Origin of the sequence: Larkinella knui (assembly GCF_003858645.1) — a bacterium.
Classification (GTDB): Bacteria; Bacteroidota; Bacteroidia; order Cytophagales; family Spirosomataceae; genus Larkinella; species Larkinella knui.
The window spans coordinates 613,895-626,871 of the sequence record NZ_RQJP01000004.1 but is presented as its reverse complement, the minus strand read 5'-3'; the positions used below and the strand labels follow the sequence as shown (position 1 = coordinate 626,871).

Sequence of the window (12,977 nt, the reverse complement as noted above, 5' to 3'; positions counted from 1 at the left end):
AAAGCCTGACAGGAAAACCGTCTTTTTTTTTCTGTCTTTGCTCTATAATCTCCGCACATGAAATTCCGAAGAAAAACCAAGTTTGCCGCCGAGGTTGCCACCTCCTCACTGAACGACATCATGTTCTTCCTGCTGTTGTTCTTTTTGATTATCTCAACGGTGGCTAACCCCAACGTTATCAAGCTGTTGCTTCCTAAAGCAGCCTCTTCGCAGCAACTGAGCAAGAAACAGGTCACGCTGTCGGTGGATGACCAGAAGCGGTATTTCATCGATAAAACGCCCATTGCCGCCGAAAACCTGGAAATGGAACTGCGGTCGGTTCTGAAGGATGTGGCCGAGCCAACCATTGTGGTGCGGGTCGATAAGACGCTGGCCGTTCAGGATCTGGTAGATGTGCTGCAAACGGGTGCCAAACTGAATATCAAGATGGTGATGGCGACCTCAAAATAAGTTCAATCCTTTCAAGACAAAAGGCCGGGTAGATTTTAGAAATCTACCCGGCCTTTTGTCTTGACGTCCAGCTTGTTAACGTCCCTTTCCGTTCTTCCGTCAGCCAGACGATGACACCCGGAAACCGCTTCACCAACTGCTTGCTTTTCCGGATTCCCGCAACGCTAAACACTTTTGTCAAGGCGTCAGCGTGCGTACCGTCCGGTGCCAGAACCGTGGTTTGAGCGTGATGAAGCAGTCCCAGCCCCGTCCGCGGGTTCATCAGGTGCGAATACCGCTTTCCGTTGTGGTCCAGATACCGATGGGTAGCGCCTGACGTTGTGATTCCTACATTGCGCAAAAGCAACGTCGTCGTATCCGTCTGGGCCCCGATCAAAATCCGCCAGCCGCGTTCGCCCGGTGGCGGATCGCCCACCAGAATATCGCCCCCAATATCCAGCAAAGCCGATTTTATACCCATCTGCCGGAGCACTTTCAACCCTTCATCGACGGCATATCCCTGGCCAATACCGCCGACATCCAGCCGCATGCCCGGTTTTTTTAACCGGATTAAATGGGGCCTTTTCAACTCGATCAACCGGTAATCGACCAGACGGTGCGCTTTTCGAAGTTCTGATTTTGTCGGAAAAACGCTGCGCCGAACGGCTCGTCGCCAAAGTTGCGACAACGGCCCCACCGTGGGGTCAAATAAACCGTCAGAAGCTTTGGCAATCAAAACCGCCCGGCTCAATACGTCGAACAAATCCGGTGACACCTTAACCCATTGGCCCGAGCCCGCCGTGGCCGACAGCCGGTTGATTTCACTGCCATCCAGGTAATCACTCATGACGATGTTGAGCGAATCCATCCGGGCATCGACCGCCCGGCGGACTAGCCCGGCGACGCTGTCGTTGGGCGCGTAAAAAATCTGGCGGAATTCGGTTCCGAACAAACCGCGGTCGAAAGTATAGCGCTGAAGGGGTCGAGCGTACGTCGCCCAACCGATCAGCGTGAAGAGGATGAGTAAAACACTGACGCTGTTTGAACTAATAATCTGGATTCCCGGCAAAGTTTGAATTTTGTGGTATCGAATCATAAACGGCAAATCAGTAGTAATTGTAAGTAAACCTACTCTTCAGCCGTGGATTTTACTACATCTGGCTGCGGGAAAGTGGGTTTTAAGAAGGGTACCAAAAGAAATACTCCGGTCGGGGAAGAAAAATGACTTGTTGAAGGGCAACGATTTTCTCCGTGCGTACATTTTGGCCCTTATTGGTTGCACGACGCTGACCTTGCAGACAGAAGGAAAAGCGGGAAGTAGTAGTGTAGTTGTTAAAGCTGACGCTGAACGAGTTCCAGTGATTGTAATGCCTCAGCAACCTCCTCTTTTAGTCGAGGCATCAGGCCCTGTATCGCAGTTAACCGATCATCATGGGCGTATAGCTCAATCCTGGCAGCGGTTTCCGCAACGATCTGCATGCCCGCATTAAGGCACAGACCTCTCAGGGTATGTGAAGCAAACTGAATGCCTTTCATATCACTTCGGACAATAGCTTCATCCAGCGTATTGAGGATGGTCGTTGCCTGTTCGGGCATCATGGCCAGGATTTTCCCGAGCATGTGTTTATCTCCATCTAACAATTCAAGTAAGGCACTAATGTCGACCACTGAGAGGGCGGCTGAACGGATCTTTTTAACAGACGACTGAGAAACAGTCGTCTGTTGCAGTTTTGATAAGGCGTGTGTCAGGTCTTTCAGCCGCATGGGTTTGCTCACATAGTCATCCATGCCCGCAGCCAGGCATTTTTCCCGGTCGCCTTTCATAGCGTTGGCTGTTAAACCAATAACCGGAATATGTTTGCCCGTACGGCCTTCCAACTGTCGGATTTTTTCGGTAGCTACATAGCCATTCATTTGGGGCATTTGGACATCCATCAGGATCAGATCAAAGTGGTGCTGCTGAAATAGTGCTACTGCTTCCTGACCGTTATTGGCCACGGTAACAAGGTGGCCCGACTTGCCCAATATACTCAGGGCTACCTCCTGGTTAACGAGGTTATCCTCGGCCAATAGAATCTTTAAGGTTGAAAGGGGCGCCTTTTCCGGGGCAATTACCGGATTTGGATCCTGTACGGGGGCGAATGCTTCGGCTCTTTTTACCGCAAAAAGGTTCTGAATACTGTCGAATAAATCGGATTGACTAAAGGGCTTGGAAAGGAAATCCTGGATTCCCAACTGCCCAAACCGCTCCCGATCACTGACTTTTTGAGACATCGAGATCACCACAATGGCCGTTTGCTGCAGGCTTCGATCATTGATAACCGAATCAGCCACATCATAGCCATCCAACTCACCGGAAAGGGAAATATCTAGCAGCATCAGCGGAACAGGTTTGCCAGCACCTGCAGCCCGGTATAAATGACTTAAGGCCTCTTCGCCCGTTGCCACCGCGACGGGCGACATTCCAAACTGGGTAATGACTTCAGTGGCGTACTGCCGGGCCGAATGATTATCTTCCACAATCAGTACTTCCATGTTTTTCATATCCCGGTTTTTGAGCGGTTTGCGGGGAAACTCCACGGGTTGAACTTCCAGCTTCAGTGTAAAGTGAAATGTACTTCCCGCCCCTTCTCTACTTTCGATCCAAACCGTTCCCTCCATCACTTCCACCAGACGTTTGGTAATGGCCAGGCCTAAACCGGTTCCTCCATACTGACGAGTCGTCGTTCCATCTACCTGAATGAACTCTTCAAAAATCTGCCCTACTTTCTCGGCGGGTATGCCGATACCGGTATCTGATACCGAACAATGGAGCATGGCCCACTTTCCCTCTACATGGTCAAGGGCAAAGCTGATCACTACTTCTCCTTTTTCAGTAAATTTGATGGCATTGCCCGCCAGGTTGGCAATGATCTGTTGAATGCGGTACACGTCACCAATCAATTGATCCGGTACATCTTCGTTGATCCGATACAAAAATTCGAGTTTCTTTAAGGAGGCCTTAAGGGCCAGCGAGGCTAAACCTTTCGGAATCTCATCTCGAAGAGAAAATGCTACGGGTGCTATCTCTAATTTGCCCGCATCTATTTTTGAAAAATCAAGAATATCGTTAATCAGTGCCAACAGGGTTTCCGAAGAACGACTGATAATATCCAGATAACGGCGTTGATCCACTGACAAATCGGTTTCCTGGATCATTTCCGTCATGGCAATCATCCCATTTAAAGGCGTGCGAATTTCGTGGCTCATGTTCGCCAGGAACTCGCTTTTCAACTTAACCGATTCTTCGGCCTTCACCTTGGCGGCCCGTAACTCCGCTTCGGTTTGCTTTAACACGGAGATATTGGACATGCAACCGATCCATCGTTCCGGGGCACCGTTCGACCCATACACCGCGAACCCGCGGTCTAATATAGACGCGTATTCGCCATTGGCCATCTGGAACCGGTACTCGCCAGACCAGTTATCACGCTGTTCTCTCAACGTAGATTCAATGGATGTAAACAGCAGGTCATGGTCATCGGGATGTACCTTTGTTCTGGCCCAATCCAGGTTAAAAAGGGTTGTTCGGGGATAGCCGAAGGCTTCATGGATTTGATCACTATACCAGATCCCTTCATCTTTGAAGCTCCAGTCGTACACGATATCTTTTGTGGCTTTGAAGGCTAGTGAGAATCGTTCTTCACTTTTAACCATGAATTTATGCGTAGCTTTCTGCTCGGAAATATTCATGATCGCTCCGATCAGCTTCAGGGGCCTGCCCTGGGCATCCCGCTCCACTTTGACTACCTCGTAGTGGACCCATCTCCAGGTACCTGCCTGATCCAAAAATCGACATTCGTGTTTTGAATGACCTTTTTCAAGGCCTAAATCGATTGACTCAATAACCGTATTGACATCATCAGGATGGATTCTGGCAAACCAGAACCCGTCTTGATAGAAATCAACAGCTTCATACCCTAACACCTCACGGGTATTGCTGGAAAAGTAAATGCCTTTGAAATGCCCCCAGGGTTCAACAATCGACAAAACCATGGGACTGATATTGATTAATTCTTCCAGAGTATCATGCGAAGTCTGCAGGGTGGCCTTTGATTCCTGGACTTGTAGCATATCCTGTTGGTACGAATCTACCATTGAACGCATCGCCCGCTGCATAAGAAAACCTGCGATTGTTGCAGCCAGAATCAAAAGATCAAAGGCTAGAATGGTTAAAAAAAGAGTCGCATTCTGGGCAGCTTGGTAGGTGATTACTACGGCGGCCAATACGATACTGATAGCAAAGGCAGGCTGCCAGGCTAACCATTTGGAACCCTGGATGTAGACGGGTGAACGAGGGTTTTGGTTTCTCATGCTTGACAGTAAATGAGATGAACTAGAACTGTTTCATTTAAGCTATTGGTAGCCTTCAGGCAGGCTACCTGGCGGGGAAAGGCCAGGTTTTATTGCCTGCTATCGAGGTTTCGAAAACGGTGAATTGCCTGAACTAAATCCTGCCTGCAAAACCGGGGACCTTATTTTAGAACCCTGCCTTGTCTGCCGTTGGAAATGATTTGTTTTTCGTCTACTACACCGATTCGCGTCGTTTGACGGAGAGTTTTTTGGAAGTGCTGGATAGAATGGAGCAAAAACCAAGCCGTTTTTGGATTCATTTCGGTGGTTTAGCCCGTTGGAAGAACTGCGGTTGGGTATGGTTTAATGAGCGTTACCCGGTTTAAGAAAACTGACCGTTTCTGTACGCTCATGGACAGAGTAAGAACGGAAAGACTACACGGCCCGGTGCGGGATGAGATAATGGGTAAACAGGGTGCGGAAGGTGGGGTGATGGGCCGGGGTTTGTTTTTAGAGGACAATGAACTATCCATCCCTATAGGCTCAACTAGTAGTTTTTTTATTACTTTCTTAAACCGGCACCTTAATTGATTGTCAAACTGCCCAGGTATCATTTGATAATTAAAAGCCGTGCCGACGAAGCAGTATAAAATTACTTATCGGAAAGGGGAGGAAGTTCACGATATGCATCTGGCCGCTCTTAATCGACACGATGCGAAACGACGGTTTATGGCTTTAAACCTGGGAGACCTGATTAAAGTCAATAAAGCCGTTAAAATCCCAGACCTTCTCAACGACAAAGAATACTATTGGTAATCCTCGCGTTGGGTATCAATCATCAAATTTTAATAAATGTGTAGTGATAAAACGGACATTTATGTAAAGAATTGAGGGGCAAATGGTCTCGTAAACTAAAATAAACTCGTTAAGAGTAACTACAAATACCGTTTAAGTAACATTGGCATTTGTTTTGTTTATAAAAACCTCACTTGCCTACTCTTTACGGATCATGAAACGGTTAGCGTCTGAAGAAGAATTAAACGAATTCTTGTTTTCCTTTACTAATTACGGGTTTATAGGTGGTAATCACATCGTTCAATGGAATCAGACCTTTGCTACCGAGGATAGAGAACGCTTTATTCGCGTAATCAAAACCGTTGTCGGGCAGGCTCTTAGCAGTGATCTGCCAACCGATTTTAATAGTCTCCTGCTTTTCTACAACAAAGGAGATTTTGATTTATACCTCCGCACCGTAAATGCCTATACCGCCTGGTTTTTTAATACCATTAATATCCTTTTAAAAGTGCCATTTTCACAAGACCAATAAAAGCTTACTGGAATAAGAATGGCGTTAATCCGACCTAATTTGCCGATCAGTTTTCGAAAAGATTTCCCTTATTATCAATTTTCAGTTTCGCTAAGTTTTTAAGCCATCTTTAGCATTCCATTTGGTTTTTATTCAACTGGATACCCACCGAGAAGTTAGACTAACCGGCAGAAGGTGCCGGTTTTTATTTTCAAAGGCTTATTTAACTAAACAGACCAATTGATTAGCTAAAAAAATAAGGGCAAATTTTTATTTGAGATGGATGCAACCCTGTCGAATCGGTTAGCATCTTCAGAATAAAATATGAAAATGACCCTACCTTCGTTTCGCGACCTCGCTCTGATCGGAGCCCTTATTTCGGTGGCCATTTCAATCGATGTGATGGCTCAACCTGGACTTAATAGTGGGAAACCCATTATTACCTATAACACAATGGGATTAATTTCAATTGAAACGCAATCTCCTCCTTCGTTTCCTGGTGGAGAAGAAAAGCTGGTGGATTTCATTCTGGAAAACTTCGGAGATGCCGATCCGTCCCTCAAGCTTGGAAAGAAAACTTGGCTAACGGCTACTATTGATGGACAGGGTAAAGTGATCAGCTTGGTCCCCTCCGACAATAATGATCCGGTCTTGAAAAAAGAAATGACTCGGATTGGTACCTTAATGCCCCGTTGGACTCCCGGTCGGATCAACAAGAAAGGAGTAGAGACACTGTATCAATTTCTGGTTCGTCGGTACTAACGCTATTGATAAAGGGTTTCCTTTTCGTGTTCTTTTGGAAGGTCAAGCCGTATATACTACAAGGGAGATTTATTTTCAGTTATTTCTTCGGCAGGAAAATTTTTCAGATGAATAGATAGGGTAATTGCTGTTAAATTGTCTTTGCGGTATTGATGGCTGACGCATTCTAATTGCGAATGCAACGTTACCTGTACTTAGACAATAATCTTCACGTTATGGTATCTCTGATTCGTTTATAAAATGAAACTAGCTGGTTTCTTTTATTGCCCTAATAGGTTGTGACGGAAAGAAACGGTAATCAATGGATAATGAAAGTTCACCTAAAAAATCCCTAAGAATAGCAAGTCGGGATACCATCTAAACGACTGCTCTTTTTGATTACTACCTCCTTGCTTTGTCTCTGGATCGGGAAAAGAAAGCTCAAAAGGGACTAAAAGGCAAAAAGATTTATATTAAAACTATGCATAAGAATTGTAATTTGGGATCAAGTTTATGGCTATAACCGCGGTTGCATGTTCCAGAATTACCTTAAAATCGCTCTTCGGCAGTTGTGGAAACACAAACTGTTCTCCGCCATCAACATCTTCGGTTTTGCATCGGGATTGATGGTCTGCTTTTTGACCATCTCTCACATCAAAGTCGTCTTCGAATACGATAACTTTCATCCCAAACGAGACCGCATTTACCGCATCATTACCGATGTCAGAAATGGAACCCAGGGCCCTGCTATGACTGCGACCACGCCCCTGTCGCTGGCTCCGGCCCTTAAGCAAGACTACGACTTTATTGAAGAGGCCGTTCGCTATATTCCCTTTAACCGGATGATCCCTGACCGTAGCTTCCGGGCAAATGACAAACAACTGGCGATCGATGCCGCCGTCGTTGATCCGGGGTTTTTCAACGTCTTCCAGTTTCGGATCGAGCGAGGCCGACCGGTCACCGACCCCTTGACCGTGGTCATTACTCCCAAAACCGCTTTCCGGTTTTTCGGAACCAGTGATCCCATTGGCAAGGTTCTTCAGCACAAAACGCTGGGTCTGGTCACAGTTACGGGCGTCCTGGCGGAGCCACCTCTGAATTCCCACTTTAAATTTGAGGCTCTCTTTTCAATAGCCTCATTCCCGCAGATCACCCAACGAGGGTCTTCCCAGGTATGGCAGTGGCAGTACTACAAGCAGGCGTATACGTACGTCTTAGTAAAACCTGCCTCGACGAGGGATCACCTTCAACAGGTGTTGCCATCGTTGCTGAAGCGGGCGACGGGGGGCGTACATGCTACCCCGAAGGTAGACTACCGCTTTCAGGTGCAATCACTGGCCCAATTGTCGCCCGCTACCGAACAACTCAGGGAGCGGATGGTCAATGAAAAAAGTTATGCCGAATTGGCGGTGGAGTTTCTGATTGGTTTGATCACCCTGCTGCTGGCCGGTTTTAATTACGTGAACCTAACCCTAGCCCGGTCCATCAGCCGGGTTCGGGAGGTGGGCATACGCAAGGCCGTCGGGGCGTTACGGTGGCAGGTCATGAGCCAATTCATGGCCGAATCCGTCGTGGTAGCTCTGCTGGCCGTAGGTCTGGCGTACGGCATGGCTATACTGATCCGTCCCCTTCCCGCCGTGCAATTGTGGCTGATTTCCGGTCAGGCCTGGGACCTTCAGGTGTGGCTGTTATTCCTGGGCTTTGCCCTGCTGGCGGGGATGCTGGCCGGCTGGGTGCCAGCCCGAATCCTGTCCGGGTTTGAGCCCGCGCAGGTATTCCGGAGCTTTTCCGGCCTGCGCGTAATCCGGGGCTTTTCGTTTCGGAAAGCCTTGATTGTCGCCCAGTTTATCGTCTCGCTCGTCGCCATGATCCTGTTGGTGACTTTATACCGACAGTTTCATTTCTTATCCACCGCCGACTACGGGTTTCGGCGGGAGCGGCTCTTAACCCTTCCGCTCGATGCCCCTCCCCGGTCAAGTCTGATTCAGGCACTCAGTCAGGTGGCGGGTGTTGAAGGCGTTAGTGCTTCTTCGGCGCTGTTAAGCGAGCTGAACCAGATCCGCTACGTCCGGAGCAATCGAGCCAGTCAGGACTCTACCCAGGCGATCGTGGTGGACATTGATTCCAGTTTTGTGCAGACCATGGGTTTATCGCTGGTAGCGGGCCGTAACTTTCCCCGCCCGGCGGGTTTGACTTCGCGACGGTCGGCCTCTCGCTTCATCCTGATTAATGAAGAAGCGGTCCGGGCATTTCACCTGGGTTTCCCAGGCGATGCGATCGGGCGTGCGCTCTGGCTGAATGATAGCGTCGAAGTACAAGTGGCGGGGGTGCTGAAGAATTTCCGATTCTCCTTTCTGGCTCAACCCATTCAACCCCTGGTGATGGAGTACCAGCCCGATCGGTTTCGGTATCTCAGCCTGGCGGTAACTGCAGGAACCGAACAAATGGTGCTGGCGGAAACGAAACGAATTTGGCAGCGCCAGTTGCCGTACGAACCGTTTCTGGGGGAATGGTATAATGACTATTTGTCCACCAAGTACGACAACAGCCCGTATACTGATTTCTTAGCGGTTCTCATTGGCCTCTCGCTCTCCATCGCCAGCCTGGGTCTATTGGGGATGGTGACGTATAACCTGCAACTGCGGACCAGGGAGGTAGGAATTCGCAAAGTGATGGGGGCTACGGTTCAGCAACTCGTTACGACCCTCTCCTGGGAATTTGGCAAGCTGCTGGTGATGGCCCTGTTGCTGGCCTACCCGCTGGGTTATCTGGCAGGCACGGCCCTGCTGCGCAATTTTGCGTACCGGGTAACTATTGGTTTGGAAACGTTTGGACTGTGTGTTGGTCTGCTGTTGCTGCTGGGTGGGCTGACCATCGGCCTAAGAACATATCGGGCCGCTCAAGCCAATCCAACGGATAGTCTGCGGACGGAATGATCAAACGATAAAGGAACGACATGCCTATTGAGGAATGGTAGAAAAACGCTCCTTGTGAGACAACGTATCCTTGACAAGATCCTCCAGTAAATAGCGTCTATGTATCTACGAGCGGTGGTGTGTGAACGAACTAATTGAACCGTTATAATCGATTAGCATCAATTTAAGTCTGGTTTCACCCATTTTCTAAACCGCTATCCTGATCCAAGACAAGCACTTTGCCTAGTGTTGAAAATGATCGGTTCAGAGGTGCACGATTAAATTCAATGTCATGGGCCGTTTGCCCATATAATCCAGCATCGAAATGGTGCCCCAGCCCTCCATAGCCAGGGTATAAGGTGGCTTCGAGGCAGGGCCATCAAATTTTTCAGTGATCTGGGCAAATGTTGGCATCGTTGCCAGGCAAAAAGGAGAAGGAGAATGTTTTTCATGAGTATGTGATCGAGAATAGAATCCAGGGATTACTCCGCCTTCAGGGTTCTGGCCGGATTGGCTTGTGCAGCCTGCCAAGAAAAGAAGCCAACCGCCATTAAGGCAATTCCCAGGATGACGGCTACTAATCCGGACATGGTCAGGTATCCTATCCCCTGATTGAATACATAAAAACTATTCATATACCGTCCAATGATGATCCCGAGGGGGATGGCAATGGTAATGGCAATGGCCAGTAGTTTAATAAATTCTGTCGAAATCATCCGAATGATTTCGACAGTTGTGGCGCCGATTACTTTTCGGATGCCGATTTCTTTGGTCCGTTTCTCTAAACTGTAGGTAAGAATGCCGATTAGCCCTAAAATGGCAATGACGAAAATGGCAACGCCTTCGATATTCATGAATTGCATTTCATTGTAGGGGTAATAGCGTTCGTACATATCGGTATCCAGCCACAAGGCGTTCATTTCCTGGTGAGGGGTATATTTCATCCATTGGCTTCGCAGGGTAGCTTCAAAGCCCCTGCGATCACGGACCGGGCTCGTTTTTAAACACATGACTTTGAATAAAGCAGGCCGGTACTGGAAAACGACCGGCTCGATCTTACTTTCATAATCATAGTGGCAGAAATTGGCGACCACCCCAATAATGGTGGCTGATATAGTGTCATTTAACACGATGAGTTTACCAATCGCTTCCTGCTCCGAACCCAGGTTCAGTTTTTCAACGGCTTTCTGATTGACCAGAATCAGGGGGGACGGCAAGTCGGCGTTACTGGGAATGAGATTTTTGCCCGCCACGATCCGCAGGCCCATATTTTCAACAAACTGATGGTCGACAGCGTAGTAAAAAGCGGGATTCGACACCTCGTTTTTTACTTTTTTAATGCCGGCCTGGGTTGGCTTATTGCCAAACATCAGCGAGGTGTACCCTATTTTTTCTACTTCCTTGATCGTACGCACATCGGCAGCGAAAGTTTTATACTGATTCCCGGCAATGTTTAAATTGAGTATATCCTTGCGGTGGTAATTTTCATTATCGGTGGCCATGTAATCTACCTGATGATACAGATGCCCGATAAAGAAAATATAGACCAGGGCGATGGTAAACTGAACGATGATCAACGATTTCCGAAAGCCTATTTTCCCAAAACCGGTCGGCGCGATCGTGCCTTTCAGCACCTTTACCGGCTGGTAGGCGGAGAGAATAAAGCTGGGAGCAGCTCCGGCTGCTAAACCCAGGATCAGGTTGAAAACGAAAAATAGCAGGATCAGGTAACCCAGATGGTCGATGTCCCAGGTGAGCCAGGATAGCTGAATCTGATTTTTTATCCACCCTAATAGGAGCAAACCAACCCCCAATGCTATATACGAAATTAAGACGGATTCGACCAGAAACTGCAGGACCAACTGGGATTTGGTGGCACCAGCCACTTTCCGTACCCCCACTTCGCGGCTTCGGTTCATCGATCGGGCGAGGGTCAGATTGATGTAGTTTAAGGAAGCGAGCACCAGGATAATCAGCTGAAAAGCGAAATTAACGTACATACTTCGGATGTCCTGGATATAGGGATCATTCTTTAAAATCGCTTTTGCCGGTGAGATGTCCGCCAGGTATTGGGCTTTGAAATGCAGTGTAGCGGGTGCTGTTGTAGTAAGCAAGTGATTGATTTCCCTGTCGGTTATTGACAATTGCCGGTCGAGGTCGGCGGGTGTCATTCCTTTTGCCAGTTTCAAGAAGGTATGGGCATTCAGGGCAGACCAGTCATTGACCGGGTTTTTGCTGGTCAGATACGTGGTTAGTGGGACAAAGACATCGGTCCGGAACTGGGTTCTCAAGCTATTGAACGGCTTCAAAACGCCCACAATTTTAAAGCTGCCGAGCGTGGGGTGTTCCAGGATGTTCCCAATGGGATTGGTATCACCAAAGAACCACCGGGCGGTTTCATGGGTTAACACCATCGTGTTCGGATCAATCGGATAAGTGCCTTTTTCAAGCGGAAATTTAAAGAGCTGAAAAAAGGCCTCATTGGTATAAATGGCATTACTGTTCTTTGTCTTTATGCCATTACTTAACACCCAGCTCAAATCCCTGACGATGGTGGCTGACTTTTCAATGCCCACTGCATGTTCCCGGATATACGACGCCAGCGGAACCGGGCTCGATGCCCAGTTGATGATATCGCCATCTTTCCGTTTTTCGTCAGTGATTAATCGGACGATCCGTTCCTCATCTTCGTGGAAATTATCGAACTCATAATAATTGACGATCTGAACTAAGCCCATCAAGGCGGTAGGAATGGCCAGGCTTAACCCCAGAATATTGATAAAGGAGAACAGCTTGTATTTCAGTAGATTTCTCCAGGCGATTTTGAAGTAGTTTTGTAACATAGAGGTAGATCGTGGAGTGGTGATCAGGTATAATAAGGTAGTGATCCATTATTATAAAAATTTAGATTTGTGAAATTTGGTCGAAATCGTTTATAATTGGTAAGTGTTTCGCCAGCCCCCGCTTTGAGACGAGTATTTTGTTTTATCGCTGGATAAGATGTGGAAAATTTGAGCAACAACGGCAGGAACACCACCGCATAAACGCACTGGGCCTGGCGTTTTGATCTCATCGTCCATCAGCCGGTCTGACGACGAATGACGTTGGAAGGGAAAAGAGAGGAAGAAAAATGACCGCCCGGTTTTTACTCTCTAAGCGGCTCAGAAATAAAGGAGGGCTTCAGTTGACGAACGATTTGCGTTATTTCATACCTGGACATGAGAACTTACGAGTAGGAAGCTCAGTTTGTTCAC

The 12,977-nt window shown here is 47.9% G+C and carries 7 protein-coding genes; 4 read left to right on the top strand and 3 right to left on the bottom strand.

Annotated features, from left to right (window positions below):
- Positions 1-57: 57 nt before the first annotated feature.
- On the top strand, positions 58-450 hold the full coding sequence (locus EHT87_RS20980; RefSeq protein WP_124908618.1) for an ExbD/TolR family protein: 393 nt from the start codon (positions 58-60) through the stop codon (positions 448-450).
- A gap of 43 nt (positions 451-493) precedes the next feature.
- Here the strand turns inward: EHT87_RS20980 and EHT87_RS20975 are convergent, their stop codons facing one another.
- Positions 494-1,525 carry an FAD:protein FMN transferase gene (locus EHT87_RS20975; RefSeq protein ID WP_124908617.1) on the bottom strand — a complete coding sequence of 344 codons (1,032 nt, stop codon included), beginning with the start codon at positions 1,523-1,525 and terminating at the stop codon, positions 494-496.
- A 236-nt stretch (positions 1,526-1,761) separates the two neighbouring features.
- A complete protein-coding gene (locus tag EHT87_RS20970) occupies positions 1,762-4,782 on the bottom strand; it encodes a hybrid sensor histidine kinase/response regulator (protein WP_124908616.1) in 3,021 nt (1,006 codons plus the stop codon).
- Between the two features lie 988 nt (positions 4,783-5,770).
- On the opposite strand from EHT87_RS20970, the gene EHT87_RS20960 reads away from it, so the two are divergent.
- The 3 genes from EHT87_RS20960 (at position 5,771) to EHT87_RS20950 (ending at position 9,744) form a co-directional block, all read left to right on the top strand.
- On the top strand, positions 5,771-6,088 hold the full coding sequence (locus tag EHT87_RS20960) for a hypothetical protein (protein WP_124908614.1): 318 nt from the start codon (positions 5,771-5,773) through the stop codon (positions 6,086-6,088).
- Positions 6,089-6,391: 303 nt separating this feature from the next.
- On the top strand, positions 6,392-6,829 hold the full coding sequence (locus EHT87_RS20955; RefSeq protein WP_124908613.1) for a hypothetical protein: 438 nt from the start codon (positions 6,392-6,394) through the stop codon (positions 6,827-6,829).
- A gap of 512 nt (positions 6,830-7,341) precedes the next feature.
- A complete protein-coding gene (locus EHT87_RS20950) occupies positions 7,342-9,744 on the top strand; it encodes an ABC transporter permease (protein WP_124908612.1) in 2,403 nt (800 codons plus the stop codon).
- 461 nt (positions 9,745-10,205) lie between these two features.
- Here the strand turns inward: EHT87_RS20950 and EHT87_RS20945 are convergent, their stop codons facing one another.
- Positions 10,206-12,566: an ABC transporter permease gene (locus EHT87_RS20945; protein ID WP_124908611.1), complete on the bottom strand. Its 2,361-nt coding sequence runs from the start codon at positions 12,564-12,566 to the stop codon at positions 10,206-10,208.
- Positions 12,567-12,977 lie beyond the last annotated feature (411 nt).

Coding starts and splice junctions, on each gene's coding strand:
- EHT87_RS20980 (WP_124908618.1), top strand. CDS start 58: ATGAAATTCCGAAGAAAAACCAAGTTTGCCGCCGAGGTTGCCACCTCC.
- EHT87_RS20975 (WP_124908617.1), bottom strand. CDS start 1,525: ATGATTCGATACCACAAAATTCAAACTTTGCCGGGAATCCAGATTATT.
- EHT87_RS20970 (WP_124908616.1), bottom strand. CDS start 4,782: ATGAGAAACCAAAACCCTCGTTCACCCGTCTACATCCAGGGTTCCAAA.
- EHT87_RS20960 (WP_124908614.1), top strand. CDS start 5,771: ATGAAACGGTTAGCGTCTGAAGAAGAATTAAACGAATTCTTGTTTTCC.
- EHT87_RS20955 (WP_124908613.1), top strand. CDS start 6,392: ATGAAAATGACCCTACCTTCGTTTCGCGACCTCGCTCTGATCGGAGCC.
- EHT87_RS20950 (WP_124908612.1), top strand. CDS start 7,342: ATGTTCCAGAATTACCTTAAAATCGCTCTTCGGCAGTTGTGGAAACAC.
- EHT87_RS20945 (WP_124908611.1), bottom strand. CDS start 12,566: ATGTTACAAAACTACTTCAAAATCGCCTGGAGAAATCTACTGAAATAC.